23 protein-coding genes are annotated in these 24,221 nt (G+C 62.5%); 10 read left to right on the top strand and 13 right to left on the bottom strand.

Annotated features, from left to right (window positions below; genetic code table 11):
* Positions 1 to 59 precede the first annotated feature (59 nt).
* From CXQ80_RS17680 to minC, 4 genes are all read right to left on the bottom strand, one after another.
* Positions 60 to 695, bottom strand: coding sequence for an RluA family pseudouridine synthase (locus CXQ80_RS17680; RefSeq protein WP_101321689.1), 636 nt, complete (start codon positions 693 to 695; stop codon positions 60 to 62).
* A 138-nt stretch (positions 696 to 833) separates the two neighbouring features.
* The gene (gene minE, locus CXQ80_RS17675) at positions 834 to 1,088 is read right to left on the bottom strand and encodes a cell division topological specificity factor MinE (protein ID WP_101321688.1); all 255 of its coding nucleotides are present in this window, start codon (positions 1,086 to 1,088) and stop codon (positions 834 to 836) included.
* A 3-nt stretch (positions 1,089 to 1,091) separates the two neighbouring features.
* The gene (gene minD / locus CXQ80_RS17670; protein ID WP_101321687.1) at positions 1,092 to 1,904 is read right to left on the bottom strand and encodes a septum site-determining protein MinD; all 813 of its coding nucleotides are present in this window, start codon (positions 1,902 to 1,904) and stop codon (positions 1,092 to 1,094) included.
* A 100-nt stretch (positions 1,905 to 2,004) separates the two neighbouring features.
* The gene (gene minC / locus CXQ80_RS17665; RefSeq protein ID WP_101321686.1) at positions 2,005 to 2,763 is read right to left on the bottom strand and encodes a septum site-determining protein MinC; all 759 of its coding nucleotides are present in this window, start codon (positions 2,761 to 2,763) and stop codon (positions 2,005 to 2,007) included.
* 111 nt (positions 2,764 to 2,874) lie between these two features.
* Here minC and CXQ80_RS17660 point away from each other — a divergent pair, with 111 nt between their 5' ends.
* Positions 2,875 to 3,810: a lipid A biosynthesis lauroyl acyltransferase gene (locus tag CXQ80_RS17660; protein ID WP_101321685.1), complete on the top strand. Its 936-nt coding sequence runs from the start codon at positions 2,875 to 2,877 to the stop codon at positions 3,808 to 3,810.
* Between the two features lie 25 nt (positions 3,811 to 3,835).
* Positions 3,836 to 4,978 carry a patatin-like phospholipase family protein gene (locus tag CXQ80_RS17655; protein WP_101321684.1) on the top strand — a complete coding sequence of 381 codons (1,143 nt, stop codon included), beginning with the start codon at positions 3,836 to 3,838 and terminating at the stop codon, positions 4,976 to 4,978.
* 35 nt (positions 4,979 to 5,013) lie between these two features.
* On the opposite strand, the gene CXQ80_RS17650 is transcribed toward CXQ80_RS17655, so the two are convergent.
* Together CXQ80_RS17650 and CXQ80_RS17645 are read right to left on the bottom strand one after the other, a co-directional pair.
* Positions 5,014 to 5,829 carry a VacJ family lipoprotein gene (locus tag CXQ80_RS17650; RefSeq protein ID WP_101321683.1) on the bottom strand — a complete coding sequence of 272 codons (816 nt, stop codon included), beginning with the start codon at positions 5,827 to 5,829 and terminating at the stop codon, positions 5,014 to 5,016.
* On the bottom strand, positions 5,822 to 7,120 hold the full coding sequence (locus CXQ80_RS17645; protein WP_101321682.1) for a serine/threonine protein kinase: 1,299 nt from the start codon (positions 7,118 to 7,120) through the stop codon (positions 5,822 to 5,824). The genes CXQ80_RS17650 and CXQ80_RS17645 overlap by 8 nt, the downstream gene beginning before the upstream one ends.
* Positions 7,121 to 7,350: 230 nt before the next feature.
* Between CXQ80_RS17645 and CXQ80_RS17640 the strand changes: the two genes are divergently transcribed.
* Positions 7,351 to 7,728, top strand: coding sequence for a hypothetical protein (locus CXQ80_RS17640; RefSeq protein WP_101323089.1), 378 nt, complete (start codon positions 7,351 to 7,353; stop codon positions 7,726 to 7,728).
* A gap of 3 nt (positions 7,729 to 7,731) precedes the next feature.
* Here CXQ80_RS17640 and CXQ80_RS17635 read toward each other — a convergent pair whose 3' ends face one another.
* Positions 7,732 to 9,291, bottom strand: a complete 1,560-nt coding sequence (locus tag CXQ80_RS17635) for a beta (1-6) glucans synthase (RefSeq protein WP_101321681.1) — start codon at positions 9,289 to 9,291, stop codon at positions 7,732 to 7,734.
* Positions 9,292 to 9,497: 206 nt separating this feature from the next.
* Here CXQ80_RS17635 and CXQ80_RS17630 point away from each other — a divergent pair, with 206 nt between their 5' ends.
* The 3 genes from CXQ80_RS17630 to CXQ80_RS17620 all read left to right on the top strand — a co-directional run bounded on the left by CXQ80_RS17630 (position 9,498) and on the right by CXQ80_RS17620 (position 12,534).
* A complete protein-coding gene (locus CXQ80_RS17630; RefSeq protein WP_101321680.1) occupies positions 9,498 to 10,346 on the top strand; it encodes a glycine betaine ABC transporter substrate-binding protein in 849 nt (282 codons plus the stop codon).
* Between the two features lie 215 nt (positions 10,347 to 10,561).
* Positions 10,562 to 10,873: a DUF485 domain-containing protein gene (locus CXQ80_RS17625; RefSeq protein WP_101321679.1), complete on the top strand. Its 312-nt coding sequence runs from the start codon at positions 10,562 to 10,564 to the stop codon at positions 10,871 to 10,873.
* Positions 10,870 to 12,534 (top strand): cation acetate symporter, encoded by a 1,665-nt coding sequence (locus tag CXQ80_RS17620; protein ID WP_101321678.1) that lies wholly within the window; start codon positions 10,870 to 10,872, stop codon positions 12,532 to 12,534. The genes CXQ80_RS17625 and CXQ80_RS17620 overlap by 4 nt, the downstream gene beginning before the upstream one ends.
* A gap of 82 nt (positions 12,535 to 12,616) precedes the next feature.
* Here CXQ80_RS17620 and CXQ80_RS17615 read toward each other — a convergent pair whose 3' ends face one another.
* Positions 12,617 to 12,775, bottom strand: coding sequence for a DUF3309 family protein (locus CXQ80_RS17615; protein WP_178080836.1), 159 nt, complete (start codon positions 12,773 to 12,775; stop codon positions 12,617 to 12,619).
* Positions 12,776 to 12,972: 197 nt separating this feature from the next.
* Here CXQ80_RS17615 and CXQ80_RS17610 point away from each other — a divergent pair, with 197 nt between their 5' ends.
* From CXQ80_RS17610 to csrA, 3 genes are all read left to right on the top strand, one after another.
* Positions 12,973 to 13,779 (top strand): SDR family oxidoreductase, encoded by an 807-nt coding sequence (locus CXQ80_RS17610; protein ID WP_101321676.1) that lies wholly within the window; start codon positions 12,973 to 12,975, stop codon positions 13,777 to 13,779.
* A 50-nt stretch (positions 13,780 to 13,829) separates the two neighbouring features.
* Positions 13,830 to 14,162, top strand: coding sequence for a YnfA family protein (locus tag CXQ80_RS17605; protein ID WP_101323088.1), 333 nt, complete (start codon positions 13,830 to 13,832; stop codon positions 14,160 to 14,162).
* 922 nt (positions 14,163 to 15,084) lie between these two features.
* Complete coding sequence (gene csrA, locus CXQ80_RS17600) at positions 15,085 to 15,264, top strand: carbon storage regulator CsrA (RefSeq protein ID WP_101321675.1); 180 nt, start codon at positions 15,085 to 15,087, stop codon at positions 15,262 to 15,264.
* A gap of 31 nt (positions 15,265 to 15,295) precedes the next feature.
* Here csrA and CXQ80_RS17595 read toward each other — a convergent pair whose 3' ends face one another.
* The 5 genes from CXQ80_RS17595 to mnmC all read right to left on the bottom strand — a co-directional run bounded on the left by CXQ80_RS17595 (position 15,296) and on the right by mnmC (position 22,488).
* Entirely contained in the window at positions 15,296 to 15,523 is a 228-nt protein-coding gene (locus CXQ80_RS17595; protein WP_101321674.1) for a YheU family protein, read from the bottom strand.
* Positions 15,524 to 15,584: 61 nt separating this feature from the next.
* On the bottom strand, positions 15,585 to 16,769 hold the full coding sequence (locus CXQ80_RS17590) for an osmoprotectant NAGGN system M42 family peptidase (RefSeq protein WP_101321673.1): 1,185 nt from the start codon (positions 16,767 to 16,769) through the stop codon (positions 15,585 to 15,587).
* Between the two features lie 64 nt (positions 16,770 to 16,833).
* Positions 16,834 to 18,579 carry an N-acetylglutaminylglutamine synthetase gene (ngg, locus tag CXQ80_RS17585; RefSeq protein WP_101321672.1) on the bottom strand — a complete coding sequence of 582 codons (1,746 nt, stop codon included), beginning with the start codon at positions 18,577 to 18,579 and terminating at the stop codon, positions 16,834 to 16,836.
* Positions 18,580 to 18,582: 3 nt separating this feature from the next.
* Positions 18,583 to 20,370, bottom strand: coding sequence for an N-acetylglutaminylglutamine amidotransferase (locus CXQ80_RS17580; RefSeq protein WP_101321671.1), 1,788 nt, complete (start codon positions 20,368 to 20,370; stop codon positions 18,583 to 18,585).
* 141 nt (positions 20,371 to 20,511) lie between these two features.
* Positions 20,512 to 22,488, bottom strand: a complete 1,977-nt coding sequence (gene mnmC / locus CXQ80_RS17575) for a bifunctional tRNA (5-methylaminomethyl-2-thiouridine)(34)-methyltransferase MnmD/FAD-dependent 5-carboxymethylaminomethyl-2-thiouridine(34) oxidoreductase MnmC (protein WP_101321670.1) — start codon at positions 22,486 to 22,488, stop codon at positions 20,512 to 20,514.
* 123 nt (positions 22,489 to 22,611) lie between these two features.
* Between mnmC and pap the strand changes: the two genes are divergently transcribed.
* Positions 22,612 to 24,105 (top strand): polyphosphate:AMP phosphotransferase, encoded by a 1,494-nt coding sequence (pap, locus tag CXQ80_RS17570; RefSeq protein WP_101321669.1) that lies wholly within the window; start codon positions 22,612 to 22,614, stop codon positions 24,103 to 24,105.
* The last annotated feature ends 116 nt before the right edge of the window (positions 24,106 to 24,221 follow it).

The following is a 24,221-nucleotide window of genomic DNA, read 5'->3' as shown; positions in this document are numbered from 1 at the left end:
ACAGCAATGGCGCGAGTTTAACGCAGTTCTGCGACGTTTTGTGTCGGCGCACAGCGACTTCAGAACGGAGCCGGGCACTCGAACTTCAAGCGCTCACCGCTGACCGGATGGGTAAAGCTGAGCATGCTCGCGTGCAGGCATAGCCGCTCATGGGCGGCCAGCGCCTCCGGGTTGGCGTACAGCCGGTCGCCGAGCAGCGGATGGCCGATCGACAGCATGTGCACGCGCAGTTGATGCGAGCGGCCGGTGATCGGCGTCAGCTCGACCCGGCAATAGTCGCCACAGCGCTCGACGATGCGCCAGAAGGTCAGTGCATGCTTGCCTTGCTCGTGGTCGACCACATGCCGCGGTTTGGTCGGCGGGTCATAGCGCAGTGGCAGGTCGATGCTGCCGCTGTCCAACGCCGGCTGGCCCCAGCACAGTGCGGTGTAGGCCTTTTCGGTTTCGCGATCATGAAACTGGCGCGACAGTTCTCGATGACTGTCGGCATCCCGAGCGAGCAGGATGATCCCCGAGGTTTCCCAATCGAGGCGATGCACGATCAGCGCTTCCGGGTAGCCGTTTTCCTGCAGGCGGGTGATCAGGCAGTCCTTGTTGTCGTCGGCGCGGCCCGGCACCGAAAGCAGCAGGGTCGGCTTGTTGATGACCAGGACAGCGTCGTCCTGATGAAGGATGTGCACGTTCGACAGGGGCATTGTTGCGTCTTCTCTGGAAAAACTGACAAAAGCGGCCCTGAACCGCAAAACAGCCACGGGCGGCACCAGATGTTCTGGTTGCGTCAGTGGCTGCTTCGCGGTTCAGGGCCGCTCCTGCAGGTGTGCCTGCAGCGTTGATTAACGCTCGGGCAGGGTGATGTTCAGCTCGAGGATCGAGCAGCTGCCTTGGTTCTCCAGGGCAACCACCACGTCATCGTTGCCGATATTGACGTACTTGCGGATCACCTCGACCAGCTCTTTCTGCAGCGCCGGCAGGTAGTCCGGCGTGGTGCGCTGACCGCGCTCGTGCGCCACGATGATCTGTAGACGCTCTTTCGCTACCGACGCACTGCTCTGTTTCTGTCTGCCACGAAAGAAGTCAAAAAGGTTCATGGTTTACTTGCCTCCAAACAGGCGCGCGAAGAATCCTTGCTTCGGCATTTCGATGAACCGCAACGGAAGGTTTTTCCCGAGCAGGCGGTCGATGGTGTCGCTGTAGGCCTGGCCCGCATCGCTCTGATCGTCGAGGATGACCGGCACGCCCTGGTTCGAGGCTTTGAGTACGGCTTCGGACTCCGGAATCACGCCGATCAGATCTACCGAAAGGATGTCCTTGACGTCGTCGACCCCGAGCATTTCGCCTTTGCTTACGCGCTCTGGGTGGTAGCGGGTGATCAGCAAGTGTTCCTTGATCGGGTCTTCATTACGCTCGGCGCGGCGCGACTTGCTCGCCAGCAGACCGAGCATACGATCCGAGTCACGTACCGAAGACACTTCCGGGTTGGTCACAATGATCGCTTCGTCAGCGAAGTACATGGCCAGGTGGGCGCCCTTTTCAATACCGGCAGGGGAGTCGCAGACCACATATTCGAAGTCTTTCTTCAAGTCCATCAGGACCTTCTCGACGCCTTCCTGAGTCAGCGCGTCCTTGTCGCGGGTCTGGCTGGCAGCCAGCACGAACAGGTTCTCAAGGCGCTTGTCCTTGATCAGTGCTTGCTGCAGGTTGGCTTCGCCATTGACCACGTTGACGAAGTCATACACCACGCGACGCTCGCAGCCCATGATCAGGTCGAGGTTACGCAGGCCGACGTCGAAGTCGACGATGACAGTCTTGTGCCCGCGCAGGGCCAGGCCGGTACCGATGGCGGCGCTGGTGGTGGTCTTGCCCACACCCCCTTTGCCGGAAGTAACCACGAGAATCTTGGCCAAGGTGTTTCACCCCTAAATAAAATAGTCGGGACAGCAGTCCCTGAAAAAGCACAAAACGGCAACGATGAAAAAGTTGCTCTAAAAATGCCGCAAGTATCCGTTAAAGCCGGGTGATGTTCAACACATCGCCAGACAGGCTGACCTGTACCCCCGAACCCCACAGTGGGTCGCGGCGCAGGTCTTCGCAGACCCGGTACTGACCGGCAATCGAGACCAGCTCTGCGGTCATCTGCTGGCAGAAGATGCGCGCCTTGGTGTTGCCCTTGATCCCCGCCAGGGCCCGACCACGCATTGCGCCGTAGACATGGATGTTGCCATCGGCAAGAAGTTCCGCACCCGGGCTGACCGATGTGGTCACCACCAGGTCACCGCCCTGGGCGTAGATCTGCTGGCCACCGCGCACCGGCGTGGTGATGATCCGGGTCGGCCGCACTTCCGGCTCGGCGGGTACCACGCGCGCCGGTTCTGGCTCGGGCTTCTTGACTTCCGGCTCAGGCTCCAATGGCCGCTCGCGGGCACCGGACGGCGGCAGCACAGGCAGGTCGATGGCAATCGCCGCAGCGATGTCTTCGATACGGTTGGCGCGGATCGCCAGAGTGCGCAGGCCATGGTGGCGGCAGATGCGCATCAGCCCGGGCAAATCGATGGCGCCTTCGCCGGCCGGCAGTTTGTCCAGCGCCAGCACCAGTGGTGTATTGCTGAAGAAATTCGGTGCCAGGGCGACTTTTGCCGCCAGCTGGCGGTCCAGCGATTCAAGGTCGTTGCGCGCCAGTTCCAGAACGGTAATGGCAAGCATGCTGCCCTTGAGCTGGAACGCCGGTGCGTGTTCGGGGGTGTGGTTTGGGCTCATGGTCTGCATAGACGGCTTGTAACGGAAAAAGTGCCCTGACTTATAACGAGAACGCGGGTTGCCCGCAACCGGCGGCGATCCGTTGTAGAATGCGCGGCCTTTGTCTTTCCGGAAGCTTGAATGGAACGCCCGCGTTTTCGTCGTTATTTTCTCCACCCGCGATTCTGGGGGCTGTGGTTGGGCCTGGGGCTGCTGTGGCTGACTGTGCAACTACCGTATCGGGCACTGCTGGCGCTGGGCCGTGCGCTGGGCGCGGTGATGTATCGCTTTGCCGGCGAGCGTCGGCGCATCGCTGCGCGCAACCTCGAGCTGTGCTTCCCTGAGCTTTCCGCCGACCAACGGCTGCGGTTGCTCAAAGAAAACTTCGCCTCCACCGGCATCGCCTTCTTCGAAATGGCCATGAGCTGGTGGTGGCCAAAGGCCCGGCTGGCGCAGCTTGCGCATATCGAAGGCATCGAGCACCTGCAGGCCGCCCAGCGCGATGGCCAGGGCGCGATTCTGATGGCGGTGCACTTCACCACCCTGGAAATCGGCGCCGCACTGCTCGGCCAGGTGCACACCATCGACGGCATGTACCGCGAGCATGGCAATCCGCTGTTCGACTTCATCCAGCGCAGTGGCCGCGAGCGGCACAACCTCGATTCGCTGGCGATCGAGCGCGAGGACGTGCGCGGCATGCTCAAGCTGCTGCGCAGCGGCCGCGCGATCTGGTACGCACCGGATCAGGACTACGGCGCCAAGCAGAGTGTGTTCGTGCCGCTGTTCGGTATCCCGGCGGCAACGGTTACCGCCACCACCAAGTTTGCCCGTCTGGGCAAGGCGCGGGTGATTCCGTTCACTCAGCGCCGGCTTGAGGATGGCAGCGGTTACCGTTTGGTTGTGCATCCACCGCTGCAGGACTTCCCGGGCGAGACCGAGGAGGCCGACTGCCTGCGCATCAACCAGTGGGTCGAGAGCGTGCTGCGTGAATGCCCGGAGCAGTACCTGTGGGCGCATCGCCGCTTCAAGTCCCGCCCTGAAGGCGCGCCACGGCTGTACGACAAGAAGCAGCGCTGACGCCAGCGCATCCAGGGAGGATCACATGACTGCAACCACGGGCCTGATTCTCTCTGGCGGCGGTGCCCGCGCGGCTTATCAGGTGGGGGTGCTGGCAGGTATTGCCGAGTTGCTGCCGCCTGGCGCGGCCAACCCGTTCCCGGTGATCGTCGGCACCTCGGCCGGGGCCATCAATGCGGTGACGCTGGCCAGCGGTGCAACTCGTTTTGCCGAATCGGTGCAGCGCCTCACCGCCTTCTGGCAGAACTTCAGCAGCCATCTGGTGCTGCGCAGCGACTGGCCCGGGGTGATTCGCCAGGCCAGTCGCTTCGTCAGCCACAGCTTGCTGGGTGTTGGCGGCGATGTCCCGGTGGCGTTGCTCGACAGCAGCCCGCTGCGTGGCCTGTTGCAAGCGCACCTGCATCTTGACGGCATTGGCGAGGCGCTGGCCAGCGAGCAATTGCGCGCCGTGGCCGTCACCGCCTTTGGCTACGACTCGGGCCAGGCAGTGACCTTCTATCAAGGCGGCGAGACCATTCAGCCATGGCTGCGCCACCGCCGGATTGGCGTGCCAACCGCGCTCAGCATCGAGCACTTGCTGGCCAGCTCGGCGATCCCCTTGCTGTTTGCCCCGGTCAAGCTTGGCGACGAATACTTTGGCGATGGTGCGGTGCGCCAGTCGGCGCCGATCAGCCCTGCCTTGCACCTGGGCGCGAGCCGGGTGCTGGTGGTCGGCGTCAGCGGCAACCCGCAACGGCCGGCGCCGCCGTTGCCCAGCCAGCGTCTGTTCAGCGGTCGCCAGCCGAGCCTGGCGCAGATCGGCGGGCACATGCTCAACAGCACCTTCATCGACAGCCTGGAAGACGACATCGAGCTACTGCAACGGCTCAATCACCTCAGCCACCTGCTGCCGGCGCATTTGAATGCGCGGGCGCTGGGCCTGGCACCGATCGAGGTACTGGTGGTTGCGCCGAGCCAGCCGCTGGATGAAATCGCCGCTCGCCATCGACGCCAGCTGCCGGCGGCCTTGCGCATGTTCCTGCGTGGGCCGGGGGCGACTCGTACCAGTGGGGCAGGGGTGTTGAGCTATTTGCTGTTCGAGGCGAGTTATTGCAGCGAGCTGATCGAGCTTGGCCGGCGCGATGCCCTGGCCAAGCGTGGGGCGCTGAGTCGTTTTCTCGGCTTGTGAGTTTTGGGGCCGCAAAGCGGCCCCAAATATGCTGATTACTCGGCGATCTGCAGTTTGCGCGCCTGGGTGTAGACGTAGCGCACCTTCTCGTATTCGAACGGCGAATTCAGCTGGCCATAACGGAAGGCAGTGGTGTAGCGCTTGTCCACAGCCCGTAGGAACAGAATCTCCGGGTGATCGCTGGTGAAATTGGCCATGTCCAGGTAGTTGATCGACTGTTCGCCGGCGTAGTCCACCACCACCCCGGTAGTGTCGCGCAGGTTCGATGGGCCGAGGATCGGCAGCATGATGTACGGCCCGTCGGGTACACCATAGAAGCCCAGGGTCTGGCCGAAGTCTTCACTCTGGCGCGGCAGGCCCATCTTGGTCGCTGGGTCCCACAGGCCGCCGACACCGATGATGGTATTGAACATCAGCCTTGCAGTGATCTTCGCCGACCGCTCGGCCTTGAGCTGCAACACGCTGTTGAACAGGTTGGGCACATCGCCAAGGTTGCTGAAGAAGTTGCTCACCCCGGTACGCACGAAGCGTGGGGTGATCGCGGTATAACCGTCGACGGCAGGCAGCAGCACCCACTGATCGAAGCGATAGTTGAAGTGGTAGATGCGCCGGTTCACCGACTCCAGCGGATCGTAGACATTCAGCGCGGTCAGGGTCGAGCGTTCGAACTCACGCTGGTCCAGCCCAGGGTTGAATTTGAGCGAGCGCAACGGGTCGAGAAAGCCATCGCTTTGCTCGACCGGCGCATCGGCCACGTTGGCATCGATCACGCTGGTACGCGGCGCGATCTCCTCGGCCTGGGCATACCCGGCGGCGAGCAAAGCGGTGACGAGCAGCAGTCGTTTAACCACGGAAGAACTCCAGCATGGCGTCGCTGTTGACGCGGTAATTAAGGTTGCCGCAATGGCCGCCGTGCGGGTACAAGGTCAGCCGATCGCCAAATACTTTACGCAGAAAACCGATATCGCCAGGGCCGAGGATCAGGTCGTCGGCATTGTGCATGACGGCAATCTTCGGGCTTTTGCTCAGGTAGCCTTCAAGGGCGTACAGGCTGGCTTGATCGACCAGCTGCAGCACGCTGCCACCGTCGGTGCGCACGCGCCACATCGGGATCACCTGCTCGGTCAGGTAGCACTCGAAGTCGCACTGCAGGGCGCGCTTGAACGCCGGGGTCAAGCTTGTGCCTTCGGTGATCGGCTGCTTTGGCGGGGTAATCAGGCCGCGGCGGTTGATCAGGTCGGAGGTAAAGGCAATGTCGGCCGCCGAGAAGCGGAACGAAGTGCCGATCAGCATCGCCATCTGCTCGTTGGACAGGTGCTCGCGCGAGCGCTGGAAGTCATACAGCAGCGCGTCGTTGAGGTCGATGTAGCCCTTGTCCTGGAAGTAGCGGGTTAGCTTTTCCAGCATCAGTTCGTAGAACGTGGTGCTGCGGTCGATGCCCTTGACCTGGGTCTGCACCAGCTTGTCGAGGTTGCTCACCGAGGTGTAGAGGTTGACCGGCGGGTTGAGCAGCAGCACGCGCTTGAAGTTGAAGCTGCGCCGGGTTTCGTCCAGATGGCTGACAAACGCCGCATCGAGGGCGCCGAGGCTGTAGCCAGTGAGGTAAAAGTCCTTGACCGGCAGGCGCGGGTGCTGCGCGCGCACCGCCTGCATGACCCGGTACAGGTCCTCGGCATCTTCTTTGGTCACGCCTGGGGTGGCAAAGCGCGAGGCGGCGCTCATGAAGTCCCAGCTGGTCGGCGACGACAGCTGCACGACATGGAAGCCAGCCTGGTAGTAGAGCTTTTTCAGGTATTCGTTGGTCGAGCTGCTGTAGGGCGCGCCGGTGCCGGCAATGATGAAGATCAGCGGCGCTTCGTGGTCCTGACGGGCAATGCGGTACTTGAGCTTTTTTACCGGCCAGAAGTTGTCCGGCAGGGTGAACTCACGCTCCGGACGCAGGGTGAGGCTGTAGTCGGCCTGGGTGATGTCATCATCACTGGGCAGCGTCGGCCGCAGTTCAGGCGGGGTGGTGGCAATCGTCGCCTCGAACGGGTTGGTCAAGGGAAAGCCATAGCTGGCGGCGTCGATATCCCGCGCCGAGGCGGCCGCAGCCATAAGCAAGCCACCCAGAAGGGCAGCGAGGCGCAGTGATCGAAGCATTGAATCCCCCAGAATATTCGGCAAGGCATGACGGTACGCAGGCTCTGACCACGGCCCAGCAGGCAAAGTTGCCGGGTGTATGGCCATTTGTTATGCCAGTTTTTACCGCGCCAGTGAATAGTGCGGTAACAATCGCTCTGTGCAACATAGCGGCTGCCGGGAAATCTTGCCTTGCACAGATGTCGCCAGTGATTATGCTGGCGTTTGTTTACATTTGCCCGGAGATCTTCATGCCTCGTTCATTGCCCGCCATTGTCCTGCTGCTTTGCCTGCCGTTGTGGCTGGCGGCCAGCTATGGCGTGCGCTACGGGCTGATGGAGGACGGCCAGTGGGTTGGCCTGTGCGGCGTGCCTGCGCAGTATTGGCAATGCCAGGTGCGCTCGCTGCTGGGCCTGGCGATCCATTTTCAGCTGATTGCCTGGCTGGCTGTGGCCCTGAGCGTGCTCGCGCAACTGCTCAAGGGCCGCGCCGGCTGGTATCTGGCCGCAGTCGGCTTGCTGTTCGGGCTCAGCGCGCTGGTGCTGTATACCGCCAGTATCGCCGTGTTCGCGGTGGTCCTGGCCGGCTTGCGCCTGGTGCGTCAGGCACAAGTCGCCAGGCTGGCATGAAGCTCAGCGCTTACGCAAACTGCGCCACAACGCGCCGACCATCAGTACGCTGACCACTGCCCAGGCCCAGGCTTGCTGGTTGGCCAGCCCTTCACGGTACAGCTGTGGCAGCACCCCGGCGCCGATGATGAATGCCAGCAAGGCCACCTCGGCCCGACGCGCCACGACTGGTCGCAGCAAGTACACCAGCGCCGGCAACAGCAACGAGGCAGTCGGGAAGCTGCGATAGCGCGGCTCGAAGACCATCGCCAGCATGCTCACTGCAGCGGCGAAACCCGCCGCCAGCAGCAGCCAGCCGGCGCGCGCTTCAAACCAGGCAAACAGCCGCTCACGCCAACCCTGGCGCTGCGCCAAGGCCAGCAGGGCGTGGGCCAGCACCAGCAGGTTCAGGCCTGCCAGCAACACTGCCCACAGCCATTCGCCGGCAAAGCGTGCGTTGGTCCGCATCAATTCGCCCCATAAGCCAAGGCTGGCAGCACCAATCGCTGCAAGCAACGGCAGCAGCAGTGCGGCCCTGGCATTGACCGGGCGCCCGGCAAACAGCAGTGCCGCCAGCAGCAACAGCGCACTCGCCGCCAACCACTGTGGCCACAGAGCCAGGTTGCTGACCGGCCCTTCGAGAATGCCTTTATCCTGCCGGTCGGCGTCGTACAACCCCCAGTAACCGCCCACCGCACCTTCGCTGGCACGCTTCCAGGGCTGGTCGAAGGCTTCGATCAGGTTATAGCTCCAGTCGTTCTGCTCTGCCATCGCTACAAAACCGCGAATGAAGCGTGCCTCGTTGACCCGGCTGGGCAGCGCGGTTTCACGCTGGCGGCCTTCGCTGGGCCAGCCGGTCTCGCCGATCATGATCTGCTTGGGCGCAAAACGGGCGCCGAATACCTGGCGCACCTCGGCGACATGGGCCAATGCCAGGTCGATGCTACGTGGGTCATCTTCCCAGTACGGCAGCAGGTGAATGGTCAGGAAGTCTACTGCCGGCGCGATCTGTGGATGCTGCAGCCAGAATTCCCAGACATCGGCGTAGGTCACTGGCACCGTGACCTGGGCCTTGACCCGCTTGATCAGCTCGGCCAGGCGCTCGCCGGTGACTTCCTTGCGCAGCAGGGTCTCGTTGCCGACGATCACTGCACTGACCACATCAGGGTTGGCATTGGCGGCGGCAATAAGCAATGCGACTTCCTTGTCACTGTCGACCGGATTGGCATTCACCCAGGCGCCGAGCATGACTTTCAGGCCATGCTTGCGCGCCAGCGCCGGGATCGCCTCAAGACCGGTCATCGAATAGGTGCGGATGCACTGAAAACGTTCGGCCAGCAGGGCCAGGTCGGCGTCCATTCGCGCCGGGCGCAGGCGAAACGGCTGGTCGAACGGCGATTGGTCCTTGTCGAACGGGGTGTACGAGGCGCACTGCAGTTTATGCGTCGGGCTGGCGGCGTCGGGCAGCAGCACCGGCTTGCCCAGCCCGTACCAGAGCGCGCCCAGCCCGGCGAGGGCGAGCAGGCAGGCGAAGAGAAAGAGTGGCAGCAGATTGCGGGCGGAGCGGGGCATCGGGCGGTCCATCGTCAGGCGCAAAGCGCTAGATGATAGCCGCAAATCGCCGGCGCCAACGCATTGGCATGCAAGGATCGCGCAGGCCAATGTCGGCCGATGGCGCTAATGGCCAAGTGCTGTCGCATCTGGTTAAGGTAGAGGTCGCGGCTGGAGCAGGTCGCGCTTTGTTGCAGGTTGATGATGCTATCTCCGAGACCTGACGAGGGGATGCATTGATGAACATGCGACGTATGCTGGGGGTGGGGTCCGCCCTGTTGTTGGCCATGAGCGCTGGGCAGGCCATGGCTAAAGAAGTAAGCATCGGTTATGTCGATGGCTGGGCCGACAGTGTTGCGACCACCAACGTCGCCGCCGAGGTTATCAAGGAAAAGCTCGGCTATGACGTCAAGCTGCAGGCAGTGGCGGCCGGGATCATGTGGCAAGGGGTTGCCACCGGCAAACTCGATGCGATCCTCTCGGCCTGGCTGCCGGTGACCCATGGTGAATACTGGGCCAAGAACAAAGACAAGGTGGTCGACTTCGGGCCTAACTTCAAAGACGCCAAGATTGGCTTGATCGTGCCTGAGTACGTCAAAGCCAATAGCATCGAAGACCTCAAGACCGACACCAGCTTCAAACAGAAGATCGTCGGCATCGACGCAGGCTCGGGCGTGATGATCAAGACCGATCAGGCGATCAAGGATTACGACCTGACCGGTTACAAGCTGCAGGCCAGCTCCGGCGCCGGCATGACCGCCGAACTGGGCCGCGCCGAGAAAAAGCAGGAGTCGATTGCTGTTACCGGTTGGGTGCCGCACTGGATGTTCGCCAAGTGGAAGCTGAAGTTCCTCGAAGACCCGAAAGGCGTGTTTGGCGCGGCTGAAACCGTCAACAGCATCGGCAGCAAGGACCTGGAGAAAAAGGCCCCGGAAGTTGCAGCGTTCCTGAAGAAGTTCCAGTGGCAGTCCAAAGATGAGATCGGCGAAGTCATGCTGGCCATTCAGGATGGCGCCAAGCCAGAACAAGCGGCCAAGGAGTGGGTCGCCAAACACCCTGAGCGCGTGGCGGAGTGGACTGCCAAGTAACGCGTTGAACGAGCCATAGCAGCATCGCCGCCCAAGGTTGAGTCGTCACCTTGGGCGCGCTGTTGTCAGCTGAAAAAGCGCTGCGCTGCCTGAGGTTTGTTACCAAAACCGCAAAACACTCTTGCATCTAAGACTAAGGTCGTCTGGTTGGCGTCCAACAGCAGCATAAAGTTACAGGTGGGTTATCCATAATCTGTGCTGCTAGGACAAAAACAATGAACGACAGCATTTACCTCTCGATACAGAACAGTCCGCGCTTCAAGGAACTGGTCAGCAAACGCGAGCGATTCGCCTGGATTCTTTCGGCAATCATGCTCGGCCTCTATTGCGGATTCATCTTGCTCATCGCCTATGGCCCGCACCTGCTCGGCGCCAAGATCAGCCCAGAGTCGTCCATCACCTGGGGCATCCCCCTGGGCGTCGGCCTGATCCTTTCAGCCTTTGTGCTGACCGCCATCTATGTGCGTCGCGCCAACGGCGAGTTCGACGAACTGAACAAGGCAATTCTGGCGGAGGCCAAGCAATGATGCGACCTACCAAAACTTTGGCCATATTGGCCTGCGGTGTCTTCGCACCCGCTGTGTGGGCGGCTGACGCGCTCACTGGCGAGGTGCAGAAACAGCCCCTGAACATGGCTGCCATTCTGATGTTCCTGGCCTTTGTGTTGTTCACCCTGGGGATTACCTACTGGGCTTCGAAGCGCAACAAGTCAGCCTCGGACTACTACGCAGCCGGCGGCAAGATCACCGGTTTCCAGAACGGCCTGGCGATTGCCGGTGACTACATGTCTGCGGCGTCCTTTCTGGGTATTTCCGCGCTGGTGTTCACCTCCGGTTACGACGGCCTGATCTACTCGATCGGCTTCCTGGTCGGCTGGCCGATCATTCTGTTCCTGATCGCCGAGCGCCTGCGTAACCTGGGCAAGTACACCTTTGCCGACGTGGCGTCCTATCGCCTCGGGCAAAAACAGATCCGCACCCTGTCGGCCTCCGGTTCGCTGGTGGTGGTAGCGTTCTACCTGATCGCGCAGATGGTCGGTGCCGGCAAGCTGATCGAGCTGCTGTTCGGCCTGGACTACCACGTTGCGGTGATTCTGGTCGGCATCCTGATGTGCATGTACGTGCTGTTCGGCGGCATGCTGGCGACCACCTGGGTGCAGATCATCAAGGCAGTGCTGCTGCTGTCCGGTGCCAGCTTCATGGCGCTGATGGTGATGAAACACGTCAACTTCGACTTCAACACGCTGTTCTCCGAAGCGATCAAGGTACACGCCAAGGGTGAAGCGATCATGAGCCCGGGTGGCCTGGTCAAAGACCCGATTTCGGCGTTCTCGCTGGGCCTGGCACTGATGTTCGGTACCGCCGGCCTGCCGCACATCCTGATGCGCTTCTTCACCGTCAGCGATGCCAAGGAAGCGCGCAAGAGCGTGCTGTACGCCACCGGCTTCATTGGTTACTTCTACATCCTGACCTTCATCATCGGCTTCGGCGCGATCCTGTTGGTCAGCACCAACCCGGACTTCAAGGACGCCGCCGGCGCACTGCTGGGTGGCAACAACATGGCTGCGGTGCACCTGGCTGACGCTGTGGGTGGCAGTATCTTCCTCGGCTTCATCTCGGCAGTCGCTTTCGCCACCATCCTGGCAGTGGTTGCCGGCCTGACCCTGGCCGGTGCCTCGGCGGTGTCGCATGACCTGTATGCCAGCGTCTGGCGCAAAGGCAAGGCCAACGACAAGGATGAGATCCGGGTGTCGAAGATCACCACGATCTTCCTCGGCGTGCTGGCGATCGGGCTGGGCATTCTGTTCGAGAAGCAGAACATTGCCTTCATGGTTGGCCTGGCGTTCTCCATTGCCGCCAGCTGTAACTTCCCGGTACTGCTGCTCTCGATGTACTGGAAGAAGCTGACCACCCGCGGCGCGATGATTGGCGGCTGGCTGGGCCTGATCAGTGCCGTTGGCCTGATGATCCTTGGCCCGACCATCTGGGTGCAGATCCTCGGTCATGAAAAGGCCATCTACCCGTACGAATACCCAGCACTGTTCTCGATGCTGATTGCCTTCGTTGGTATCTGGTTCTTCTCGGTCACCGACAAGTCCAAGGAAGCGGTCAACGAGCGTGCGCTGTTCTTCCCACAGTTCGTCCGTTCGCAAACCGGCCTGGGCGCCAGTGGTGCGGTTTCTCACTAACCGCTTGACCCAATAAAAAACGCCCCGCATTGCGGGGCGTTTTTTTATTGTGCGGCTGGCAGGTCAAGCTGCCAGCGCCGGGTCATATCATGCCAAGCAGCAACAGCACCAACAGAACCACCAGGACCGCACCAATGATGCCGGACGGGCCATAGCCCCAGCTGCGCGAGTGAGGGAAGACTGGCAAGCCGCCAACCAGCAGCAGAATCAGGATGATGATGAGGATCGTGGTCATGGGCAGAATCCTTGCGTGTTTTCGTGGGGGAAGGGGCCGGGCAATCCTGGCCGCTTACATTTCCGACCTCGGCTGTTACAAGAAAATTCAATTGATTATTTGCCTTGGCGGCATGTTCGCTCATTCAGCATTTCGATAGCGCACCAGGCCCTGGCCGGCCTTGGCTAGACTCGCGCTATTGCCCACCAAACAAGGCCTGCAGCATGCACAAGCGAATGATGATTACCGGCGCCGGGTCTGGCCTCGGCCGTGAAATTGCCCTGCGTTGGGCGCGCGAGGGTTGGCGCCTGGCGCTGGCCGATGTCAACGAGGCCGGTCTGCGCGAGACTCTTGAGCTGGTGCAGGCGGCTGGTGGCGAAGGTTTTGTGCAACGTTGTGACGTGCGCGACTACAGCCAGCTTACGGCGCTGGCCCAGGCCTGCGAGGAACGCTTTGCCGGCATCGACATGATCGTCAACAATGCCGGGGTTGCTTCGGGCGGTTTTTTTGCCGAGTTGTCGCTGGAGGACTGGGACTGGCAACTGGCGGTCAACCTGATGGGCGTGGTCAAAGGCTGCAAGGCGTTTTTGCCATTGCTCGAGCGCAGCCAGGGGCGGATCGTCAACATTGCCTCGATGGCAGCATTGATGCAGGGCCCGGGCATGAGCAACTACAACGTGGCTAAGGCCGGGGTGTTGGCGTTATCGGAAAGCCTGCTGGTCGAGCTGCGTCAGGTGCAGGTAGCGGTGCATGTGGTGTGCCCGTCGTTCTTCCAGACCAACCTGCTGGATTCTTTCCGCGGGCCGGACCCAGCGATGAAAGCTCAGGTGGGCAAGTTGCTCGAAGGCTCGCCAATCAGTGCTGCCGAAATTGCCGACTACATGCATGAGCGGATTGCTGCGGATGAGTTTTTGATCCTGCCGCATGAGGCGGGGCGTGCGGCCTGGAAACTCAAGTGCCAGACGCCGGAATTGTTGTATGCCGAGATGGCGGGGATGGCGGTGAAGATGCGGGCCAAGGCGCGGCAGTAGTGGGCGAGTGAGGTATGCTCGGCAGCTTTGAATCTGCACGGGCGTGGGCTGTGGTCAATTACTTCTGGTTCTTTCTTGCGGCGTTGTTCGAGATTGGCGGGTGCTATGCGTTTTACCTGTGGCTGCGGTTGGGCAAGAGTGCCTGGTGGGTGGTGCCGGCACTGGTCAGCCTGAGTGTTTTTGGGTTGATATTGACGCGGGTCGAGGCCGCCTATGCGGGACGGGCTTATGCGGCTTATGGCGGGATCTATATTGTTTCTTCGCTGCTTTGGCTGGCACTGGTTGAGCGGGTTCGGCCGTTGGGCAGCGATTGGCTTGGGGCGCTGTTGTGTGTGGTTGGGGCCACGATTATTGTGTTTGGGCCGCGGTTGCAGCAGGGGTGAATGGGGCTTATCCGGTTGTGGGCTTATCCATTTGATTTGTATGCAGTTCTGGCCCCTTTCGCCCTTACGGCGAGTCACTTTTTTGGCAGACGCCCCAAAAAAGTAACCAAAAAAGGGCTTGGCTCCACATCCGGCCCCTTCGCTGCGCTGCGGGGTTCCCTCGCTTCGGTCTTGCTCCCGGGAGGACCGCGCTGTACGGCCCCTCCTGGGCCGCAGCGCTTGACGGGCATCCATGCCCGTCACCTCCCTTCGCAAGACCTGCGCTCGGCCTCCTGAGTCGCCGGTAGATCAAGAGCACGATCAAGAGCACGCCTCGCTGCGCTGGCGCAGATCAAGAGCGGGGGCCGCTTTGCGGTCCTTCGCGGGTGAACCCGCTCCCACAGGGTCGCGTTGGCCGGGGGTGTGTGGTCATTGTGGAGGCGAGGCTGCTGCAGCGCTGGACCAAAGGGATCAATGCTGACCTGAGACCCCTCAGATCCCCGTGGGAGCGGGTTCACCCGCGAAGGGCCGCAAAGCGGCCCCAGCTTTTGACTGTCGCTTTTGATCTGCGCCAGCGCAGCGAGGCGTGCTCTTGATCTACCCGCGACCTCAGAAGGCCGAACGCAGGTCCTCACGGGAGCAATGCCGGAGTGAGGGAACCCCGCAGCGCAGGGGCCGTATGTGGGAGCCAGGCCTTTTTGGTTACTTTTTGGGGCGTTTGCCAAAAAGTAACTCGCAGTAAGGGCGAAAGGGGCCAGTCCCACCCATCGATAAACCGGATAAGCCCACAATAACCCTGAAACACCCACCCCCTAACCACCCCAAACTTGTAGGGATTTTTACCCTCAAGCGTAGGACCGATCTATTTAGCAGGAGCAACGTTGTGTAGGCGAATGTACCCGGTGCAGTCTCCAATCTTCCCTGGAACGAGGAGGATCAAAGCATGCTGGTACTGACTCGCGAAGTTGGCCAGGTCATCGCCATCAACGATGACATCCAGATCGTGGTAGTAGCGATCGACCACGGCATCGTCCGCCTGGGCATCGACGCCCCACGCGACCTACCCGTACACCGCTGTGAAATCTACAAGCGAATCAAAGCCCGCGAAGTGCGGGAGCAGTAAAAAGGGGGACCGGCTCGCAGCCCCCACAGCATTACTCGAACAGCTCCTTGGGCACATCATGCTTGGCCAGCAGCTGGCACTGCTGGCTTTCCAGATCAAACAGGATAAACGCCTGACCCTTGGCCAACGCCTGGCGCACCCGCAGCACACGGGTTTCCAGCGGCGTGTCATCGCCGTTATCGGTGCCTTCGCGAGTCACGAAGTCCTCGATCAGGCGGGTCAGGGTTTCAGCTTCGAGTTGGTCGTAAGGGATCAGCATGGGCAACTTCGTAGATTGATCGAAAATCCCGCCATGCTACGCGATTCACGCACCACAGGCGTCACAGCTTGTTACCCAAAAGGCTGTCGACCGGCGGCACACGGGTATCGCTCTCCATCTGCGCGTCATGCTCTATCTGGTGACTGAAGCGCTCCAGCGAAGCATTGGTCGGGTTCGAATCGCTGGCAAACACCGGTGGGCTGAGCAGGTAACCCGAGAGCAGCCGGCTGAGGGTTGCCAGGCTGTCGATATGGGTCCGCTCATACCCGTGGGTGGCATCGCAACCAAACGCCACCAGCGCCGTGCGGATGTCATGGCCCGCCGTAACCGCCGAGTGCGCATCGCTGAAGTAGTAGCGGAACAGATCGCGGCGTACCGGCAGTTGCTGGTCGTTGGCAAGCTTGAGCAGGTGCCTCGACAGGTGGTAGTCGTACGGCCCCGACGAATCCTGCATAGCCACGCTCACCGCATGCTCGCTGGAGGCCTGCCCAGGTGCCACCGGCGCAATGTCGATGCCGACAAATTCACTGACGTCCCACGGCAATGCACCTGCTGCACCAGAGCCAGTCTCTTCGGTGATGGTGAACAGCGGGTGGCAGTCGATCAGCGGCTGCTGGCCGCTTTCCACCACCGCCTTGAGCGCCGCCAGCAGCGCGGCCACACCGGCCTTGTCGTCGAGGTGGCGGGCGCTGATATGGCCGCTCTCGGTGAATTCGGGGAGGGGATCGAAGGCGACGAAGTCACCAATCGAGATCCCCAACGCCTCGCAGTCGGCGCGGGTCGCGCAGTAGGCGTCCAGGCGCACTTCAACGTGGTCCCAGCTGATCGGCATCTGGTCGATGGCGGTGTTGAATGCATGCCCGCTGGCCATCAGCGGCAACACGCTGCCGCGGAACACACCGGTGTCGGTAAAGACGCTGACCCGGCTGCCCTCGGCAAACCGGCTCGACCAGCAGCCGACCGGCGCCAGGGCCAGGCGGCCGTTGTCCTGCAACTGACGCACGCTGGCGCCGATGGTGTCGAGGTGGGCTGATACAGCGCGGTCAGGCGAACTTTGCCGACCTTTGAGGGTGGCGCGGATAGTCCCGCGGCGGGTCAGCTCGAAAGGAATGCCCAGCTCATCCAGACGTTCGGCGACATAGCGCACGATGGTATCGGTAAAGCCGGTCGGGCTGGGGATGGCGAGCATTTCCAGCAGGACACGTTTCAGGTAGTCCAGATCCGGTTCGGGGTGGGTTACAGACATAGTCACTCCTCGGCGGTGGGGCAGGGTGGCCTGACGTGGTTACCGCGCAGGCCCCCTGGGTGATTCAGGCTGGCGCCCGGCTGTGCGGAAACAGCAGATCGACAAAGCGCTCGGCCGTGGGTTGCGGTTCATGGTTGGCCAGGCCAACGCGCTCGTTGGCTTCGATGATCACGTAGTCGGGCTGGCTGGCATCGCCCACCATGAAGTCCAGGCCGACCACGGGAATATCCAGCGCCCGCGCCGCGCGCACGGCGGCATCGGCCAGGGCCGGATGCAAACGTTCGGTGACATCTTCGAGAATGCCGCCGGTGTGCAGATTAGCCGCACGGCGTACCGCCAGGCGCTCGCCTGCCGGCAGAATATCGCCGTACTCATGACCTGCCGCACGCACGGTGCGCTCGGTTTCTTCATCCATGGGGATTCGGCTTTCGCCGGCCGTGGCAGCCTCGCGGCGGCGGCTCTGGGCTTCGATCAGCGCCTTGACGCTGTGCGTGCCGTCACCGATAACCTGTGCCGGGTGGCGAATGGCTGCGGCTACCACTTCGTGGCCGATGACCACGATGCGCAGGTCATACCCCGGATGGAAGCTCTCGAGCAGCACGCGGCTATCAAAACGCTGGGCGTGTGCGACGGCCTGGGAAACCTCCTCAAGCGTGGTCAGATTGACCGCTACCCCCTGGCCTTGCTCGCCATCGACCGGCTTGACCACTACCGCGCCGTGCTCTTCCAGAAACGCCAGGTTGTCGTCGGCATTGCCCGCCAGCTGTTGCACCGGCACCTTCAGCCCGGCCTTTTCCAGCGCGTGCTGGGTCAGGCGCTTGTCCTGGCAGAGGGTCATGCTGACGGCGCTGGTGAGGTCGCTGAGCGACTCGCGGCAGCGTACCCGGCGCCCGCCCAGGCTGAGGGTGAACAAGCCGGCCTTGGCGTCGTCGACCTGCACTTCGATGCCGCGGCGGTGGGCTTCGTCAACAATGATGCGCGCGTACGGGTTGAGTTCGGCCTCAGGCCCAGGCCCGAGGAACAGGGTCTGGTTGATGCCGTTCTTGCGCTTGACGGCAAAGGTCGGCAAGTTGCGAAAGCCGAGCTTTTCGTAGAGGCGCTTGGCCTGGCGGTTGTCGTGCATCACCGACAAATCCAGATAGGCCAGCTCGCGGCTCATGAAGTGCTCGATCAAATGCCGTACCAGCACCTCGCCAACCCCAGGCCGGCTGCAGCGCGGGTCGACGGCCAGGCACCAGAGGCTGCTGCCATGCTCGGGGTCATCGAACGACTTGCTGTGATTGAGGCCCATCACGCTGCCGATCACAGCATGGGTGTCTTCATCCTCGGCCAGCCAGTACACCGGCCCGCCTTGATGGCGCGGGGTGAGCAGCTCGGCGTTGACCGGGAGCATGCCGCGCGCCTGGTACAGCGCATTGATCGCCTGCCAGTCGCTTTCGCTCTGTGCCCGGCGAATACGAAAACCACGGAACACCCGCTGCGCCGGGCGGTAGTCGCTGAACCACAGGCGCAGGGTGTCCGAGGGGTCGAGAAACAGCTGTTGCGGAGCGTGCGCCAGTACCTGATGCGGCGCCGCCACGTAGAGGGCAATGTCGCGTTCACCGGCGGCTTCTTCCAGCAGCGCCTGTGCCAGGCAGCTGGGGTCCGGGTAGGTATGGCCGATCAGCAGCCGGCCCCAGCCGCAGTGGACTGCTCGCGGCTGGTCGTGCGGCTCGCTGCCGTCTTCGGCCAGGCGCGCCTGCAGCCGCGCGTAGGAGGGGGCCTGGCCGCGCAGCAAGCGCTGGCCGTAGGCTGTTTCGTGGGCTTTCATCAATCAGATTCCTTGTTCACTGAGCCACAGGTTCAGTGCCGCCAACTGCCACAGCTTGGAGCCGCGCAGTGGGGTCAACTGGCCGTGCGGGTTGCTCAGCAGCTTGTCGATCATGGCCGGGTTGAACAGGCCACGGTCCTGGCTCGGGTCGGTCAGCAGGTCGCGCACCCAACCCAGGGTGGCGCCTTCTAGGTGCTTGAGGCCAGGGACCGGGAAGTAACCCTTCTTGCGGTCGATCACCTCATGCGGGATGACCCGACGTGCGGCCGATTTGAGCACCTGCTTGCCGCCATCGGGCAGCTTGAAGCGTGCCGGGATCCGCGCCGAGAGTTCCGCCAGGCGATAATCGAGGAACGGCGTGCGCGCCTCCAGGCCCCAGGCCATGGTCATGTTGTCGACGCGTTTGACCGGGTCATCGACCAGCATCACCGTGCTGTCCAGACGCAACGCTTTGTCTACCGCATCGGCCGCGCCAGGGCGGGCGAAATGCTCACGAACAAAATCACCGGCTGCGTCGTTGTCCAGCAGCCACGGTGCCTGCACTGTCTCGCGGTATTCGGCATGGCTCCGGTCAAAGAACGCATCGCGGTAGGCCGAGTACGGGTCCGCTGCGCCATCGACCTGCGGGTACCAGTGGTAACCGGCAAACAGCTCATCGGCACCCTGGCCGCTCTGTACGCCTTTGCAGTGCTTGGCGACTTCACGCGATAGCAGATAGAAAGCGATGCAGTCGTGGCTGACCATCGGCTCGCTCATGGCGCGGAACGCCGCCGGCAACTGGTCGATGATTTCGTGTTCATCGATGCGCAGCTGGTGGTGACGAGTGCCGTAGTGACGGGCGATCAGGTCGGAAAATTCGAACTCGTCGCCGCGCTCACCGCCAGCATCCTGGAAGCCGATCGAGAAGGTCGACAGGTCGTCCACGCCAACGTCGCGCAGCAGACCGACCAACAGGCTCGAATCGACACCACCTGACAGCAGTACACCGACATCCACCGCAGCGCGTTGGCGAATCGCCACAGCATCGCGGGTGGCATCGAGGACGCGGGTGGTCCAATCCTCCAGGTCGAGCTTCTGCTCGTCGGCATTCGGCCCGTACTTGAGCTGCCACCAGGTCTGACGTTCGACTTCGCCGTGGCGGTCGACACGCATCCAGGTGCCAGGTTCGAGCTTTTGCACATTGGCCAGCAAGGTGCGCGGCGCCGGCACCACAGCGTGGAAGTTGAGGTAGTGATTGAGCGCGACCGGGTCGATCACCGGGTCGATATCGCCGCCCTTGAGTAGTGCCGGCAGGGTCGAGGCAAAGCGCAGGCGCTCACCGTTGCGCGACAGGTACAGCGGCTTCACGCCAAGGCGGTCACGGGCCAGGAACAGGCGCTGGGTGTCGCGCTCCCAAATGGCCAGCGCGAACATGCCGTTGAGCTTGGGCAGCAGCGCGGCGCCCCAGGCGTGATAGCCCTTGAGCAGCACTTCGGTGTCGCCGTCGGACCAGAACGTATAACCCAGGTCGAGCAGCTCCTGGCGCAGTTCCGGGAAGTTGTAGATGGCGCCGTTGAACGCCAGCGACAGGCCGAGGTTGTTGTCGACCATCGGCTGCGCCGAGCCGTCGGACAAGTCCATGATCTTCAAGCGCCGATGGCCGAGGGCAATCGGCCCTTGGCTATGGAAGCCCCAGGTATCCGGGCCGCGTGGGGCCAGATGGTGGGTGATGCGCTCAACCGCAGCCAGATCCGCGGGGCGCGGGGCCTGATTGATCGGGGTAAAACGTAACTCTCCAGCTAATCCGCACATAAGTCCTTACCGGTTTTGCCGTTGGGGAAGGTGCCTCGCCGGATGACGGGCACTTAGGTAGTGACCGGAGCGGTTTCTGAGAGTTTTATATCAATCGGTTATAAAGGATGAATGGTCGGTGGGCTGCAAGCAGCCCGTTGCTCAGGCCTTGCCGCGAATCAGGGCGCGTAATGCAAAGCGATTCGGGTGGCACGCTTCAGCTACCGACCGCGGCACCGGCAAGGGTTCGCCACAGATCCAGGCCGCCAGCAACTCACCGCTGAGCGGGGCGGTGATCAGGCCTCGCGAGCCATGCCCGGTGTTTACATACAGGCCATCCAGCCACGGGCAATCGACTGCAGGCAATTGCCGAGCATCCTTGCGCAACATGGCATAGGCCTCGTTGAAGCCTTGAGCGTCAGCAATCGGCCCGACGATCGGCAGATAGTCCGGGCTGGTGCAGCGAAACGCCGCGCGCCCTTGCAGCAGTGCCGGGTCCAGTGTGGCCAGCTGCAGACGTTGACCGAGGTCGGTAGAGATTTCTTCAAGCAGCTCGAGGTTGCCTTGGTGCTCTGCCACGGTCGGGGTCAGGTCGTCGCTGTGGAAGTCAAAGCTGGCGCCAAGCGTGTGTTCGTCGTCACGCACCGGCGCCACATAGCCTTCAGCACAGACCACCGTGCTCAATGCGCGGCTCTCGGCAGTGGCCGGCAAGCGGGTGATCTGCCCACGGATGCGTTTGAGCGGCAGCTCGGCGCACGGCGCAAAAGCGCGCACGTCGGCCGCGCCGGCCAGCACCACCACCGGCGCAGTGGCCAGCAGGCGCGCGCCCGTCCAGGCTTGCCAGAGGCCATCGACCTGGCGCAGCTCGAGCACTTCCTGATGCACCTTTACTTCAATGCGCGGGTGCTGCAATTGCGCAGCGCACAGCGCCGGCGGGTGCACCCAGCCACCCTGTGGATAAAACAGGCCGCCACTGGCCAGGCTGACCCCTGCCACCTGCTCGGCCTCGAGCTGGCTCAGCGGGCGCAGCAGGCTGCTGTCGAAGGCGCCAGCGAGCTTGGCCTGACGCCCGGCTTCCTTGTCATCGAAGGCCAGTTGCAGCACGCCGCAAGCATCCCAGTCGCGTCCGCGCTGCATGCGCTCCAGATAACGGCGGGTGTAGCCGAAGCCGGCGACGATCATCTGCGACAGCGCTGTGCCATGGGCAGACAGCTTCAAATACAGCACGCCTTGCGGGTTGCCCGAGGCTTCCTGTGCAGGCGCAGCATGGCGCTCCAGCACCGTCACCTGCCAACCTCGCGCGGCCAGGCTGGCGGCGCTGGCGCTGCCAGCCAGCCCGGCGCCGATCACCAGTGCCTGGCGCGGGCCGCTGGTGGCTGTTGGGCGGGCGTACCACGGTGCCGTGGCGGTCACCGCCGGCTGGCCGCTGTAGTGGCCGTGCATCACCTCCCACTTGGTGCCCAGCCCAGGCACCTTTTTCATGCTGAAGCCAGCCTCGATCAGGCTCCGGCGGACCCAGCCGGTGGTGGTGAAGGTGCCGATGCTGGTGCCTGCATGCGACAGCCGCGCCAGTTGCGCGAACAGCTCGGGGGTCCACATGTCAGGGTTTTTCGCCGGCGCGAAACCGTCGAGGAACCATGCGTCGATGCGCGCATCGAGCAGCGGCAGTTGCTCGAGTACATCACCGATCAGCAAGGTCAGGGTCACCCGGCCGCCGTCGAAACTGAACTGCTGAAAGCCCGGATGCACTGCCACGTACTGGTCCAGCAGCGGCTGCCAGTAAGCCGCCAGCTCCGGCCACAGCTTAACGGCGCGGCTCAGGTCGGCAAGGCTCAACGGGTACTTTTCGACGCTGACGAAATGCAGGCGGGCGCCGCCCGTGGCCTGCTCGGCAAACAGCTGCCAGGCGCAGTAGAAGTTCATCCCGGTGCCAAACCCGGTCTCGCCGATCACCAGGCAGCCATCGGCTGGCAGCTCGGCAAAGCGCTGGCGCAGGCGGTTGCCTTCGATGAACACGTATTGGGTTTCGAGGCTGCCTTCAGTGGTGGAGAAGTACACGTCGTCGTATTGCCGCGAGTGCGGGCGGCCCTGATCGTCCCAGTCAATCTGGGCGTGCTGGGGGAGGGTAGGGTCTGGCATGGTCGGCTCGGCGGCAGCGGAAGCGGGATTTTAAGCCATTGCGCAGGTCTTAGGCTGCACGCAAGCGCATAAATCGCTGCCGATCCGCTAGTCTTGTCATTCCAATGAAGGAGCCACGCCAGCATGTTTGAATCTGCGGAAATCGGTCACCACATCGACGAGGACACCTTTGATGCTGCAGTGCCGGCGCTGCGCGAGGCGCTGCTCGACGCTCAGTACGAGCTCAAGCAGCAGTCTCGCCTACCGGTGATCATCCTCATCAATGGCATCGAAGGCGCCGGCAAGGGTGAGACGGTCAAGTTGCTCAACGAATGGATGGACCCGCGCCTGATCGACGTGCTGACCTTCGACCAGCAGACCGACGAAGAACTGGCCCGGCCGCCCGCCTGGCGCTATTGGCGGGCGCTGCCACCGAAGGGCCGGATGGGGGTGTTTTTCGGCAACTGGTACAGCCAGATGCTGCAAGGCCGGGTGCATGGCCAATTCAAGGACGCCGTGCTCGATCAAGCGATTGCCGGCGCCGAGCGGCTGGAACAGATGCTCTGCGATGAAGGCGCGTTGATCATCAAGTTCTGGTTTCACTTGTCCAAGAAGCAGATGAAGGTGCGCCTCAAGACCCTGCGCGACGACCCGCTGCACAGCTGGCGGATCAGCCCGTTGGACTGGCAACAGTCGCAGACCTACGACCGCTTCGTGCGCTTCGGCGAGCGCGTGCTGCGCCGCACCAGCCGCGACTATGCGCCCTGGCACGTGATCGAAGGCGCCGACCCGCATTACCGCAGCCTGGCCGTCGGCCAGATCCTGCTGGAGAGCATGCAGGCCGCGCTGGCCGTGGACCCCAAGGCCAAGCACAAGGGCAACGTCGCCCCGCTGGGCCGCAGCATCGACGACCTCAACCTGATCAACGCGCTGGATTTGAGCCAGCGCCTGGACAAGAAGGACTACGAGCAGCAACTGGTCAGCGAACAAGCGCGCCTGGCCGGTTTGCTGCGTCACAAACACATGCGCAAGCATGCTCTGGTCGCGGTGTTCGAAGGCAACGATGCGGCCGGCAAGGGCGGCGCGATCCGCCGTGTGGCCGCTGCGCTCGACCCACGCCAGTACCGCATCGTGCCGATTGCCGCACCCACTGAAGACGAGCGCGCCCAGCCTTATCTGTGGCGGTTCTGGCGGCATGTGCCGGCGCGCGGCAAGTTCACCATCTTCGACCGTTCGTGGTATGGGCGGGTGCTGGTGGAGCGGGTGGAGGGTTTTTGCACGCCTGCCGACTGGATGCGTGCCTACGGTGAGATCAATGACTTCGAAGAGCAACTGAGCAACGCCGGCGTGGTAGTGGTCAAATTCTGGTTGGCGATCGATCAGCAGACCCAATTGGAGCGCTTTGAAGAGCGCGAGCAAATACCCTTCAAACGCTACAAGATCACCGAAGATGACTGGCGCAACCGCGAAAAATGGGACGTCTATACCGAAGCTGTCGGCGATATGGTCGACCGCACCAGCACCGAGATTGCACCCTGGACGCTGGTCGAGGCCAATGACAAGCGCTGGGCGCGGGTCAAGGTCCTGCGCACCATCAACGAGGCGTTGGAAGCAGCGTTCGCCAAGCACAAGAAGTAACCGCAAACGCCCTGCCTGCGGCGTCGCGCCCAGCGCGCAGCAGGTAGGCATGCCGCCAGGGAATGACCTGATGCATTTTTTTCCAGTCATTTTGGACCTGTCACATCCGCCAAGCC

Source organism: Pseudomonas sp. 02C 26 (genome assembly GCF_002843585.1).
GTDB classification, from domain to species: Bacteria; Pseudomonadota; Gammaproteobacteria; order Pseudomonadales; family Pseudomonadaceae; genus Aquipseudomonas; species Aquipseudomonas shirazensis.
This window is presented reverse-complemented; position numbering and strand designations above follow the sequence as displayed.

Excerpts from the sequence above, each read along its gene's own strand:
- mnmC (WP_101321670.1), bottom strand. The coding sequence starts at position 22,488 with ATGCCAGACCCTACCCTCCCCCAGCACGCCCAGATTGACTGGGACGAT.
- CXQ80_RS17645 (WP_101321682.1), bottom strand. The coding sequence starts at position 7,120 with ATGCTTCGATCACTGCGCCTCGCTGCCCTTCTGGGTGGCTTGCTTATG.
- CXQ80_RS17660 (WP_101321685.1), top strand. The coding sequence starts at position 2,875 with ATGGAACGCCCGCGTTTTCGTCGTTATTTTCTCCACCCGCGATTCTGG.
- CXQ80_RS17655 (WP_101321684.1), top strand. The coding sequence starts at position 3,836 with ATGACTGCAACCACGGGCCTGATTCTCTCTGGCGGCGGTGCCCGCGCG.
- CXQ80_RS17625 (WP_101321679.1), top strand. The coding sequence starts at position 10,562 with ATGAACGACAGCATTTACCTCTCGATACAGAACAGTCCGCGCTTCAAG.
- CXQ80_RS17595 (WP_101321674.1), bottom strand. The coding sequence starts at position 15,523 with ATGCTGATCCCTTACGACCAACTCGAAGCTGAAACCCTGACCCGCCTG.
- minE (WP_101321688.1), bottom strand. The coding sequence starts at position 1,088 with ATGAACCTTTTTGACTTCTTTCGTGGCAGACAGAAACAGAGCAGTGCG.
- CXQ80_RS17680 (WP_101321689.1), bottom strand. The coding sequence starts at position 695 with ATGCCCCTGTCGAACGTGCACATCCTTCATCAGGACGACGCTGTCCTG.
- csrA (WP_101321675.1), top strand. The coding sequence starts at position 15,085 with ATGCTGGTACTGACTCGCGAAGTTGGCCAGGTCATCGCCATCAACGAT.
- CXQ80_RS17620 (WP_101321678.1), top strand. The coding sequence starts at position 10,870 with ATGATGCGACCTACCAAAACTTTGGCCATATTGGCCTGCGGTGTCTTC.
- CXQ80_RS17635 (WP_101321681.1), bottom strand. The coding sequence starts at position 9,291 with ATGGACCGCCCGATGCCCCGCTCCGCCCGCAATCTGCTGCCACTCTTT.
- minC (WP_101321686.1), bottom strand. The coding sequence starts at position 2,763 with ATGCAGACCATGAGCCCAAACCACACCCCCGAACACGCACCGGCGTTC.
- CXQ80_RS17610 (WP_101321676.1), top strand. The coding sequence starts at position 12,973 with ATGCACAAGCGAATGATGATTACCGGCGCCGGGTCTGGCCTCGGCCGT.
- CXQ80_RS17640 (WP_101323089.1), top strand. The coding sequence starts at position 7,351 with ATGCCTCGTTCATTGCCCGCCATTGTCCTGCTGCTTTGCCTGCCGTTG.
- CXQ80_RS17630 (WP_101321680.1), top strand. The coding sequence starts at position 9,498 with ATGAACATGCGACGTATGCTGGGGGTGGGGTCCGCCCTGTTGTTGGCC.
- pap (WP_101321669.1), top strand. The coding sequence starts at position 22,612 with ATGTTTGAATCTGCGGAAATCGGTCACCACATCGACGAGGACACCTTT.
- ngg (WP_101321672.1), bottom strand. The coding sequence starts at position 18,579 with ATGAAAGCCCACGAAACAGCCTACGGCCAGCGCTTGCTGCGCGGCCAG.
- CXQ80_RS17580 (WP_101321671.1), bottom strand. The coding sequence starts at position 20,370 with ATGTGCGGATTAGCTGGAGAGTTACGTTTTACCCCGATCAATCAGGCC.
- CXQ80_RS17590 (WP_101321673.1), bottom strand. The coding sequence starts at position 16,769 with ATGTCTGTAACCCACCCCGAACCGGATCTGGACTACCTGAAACGTGTC.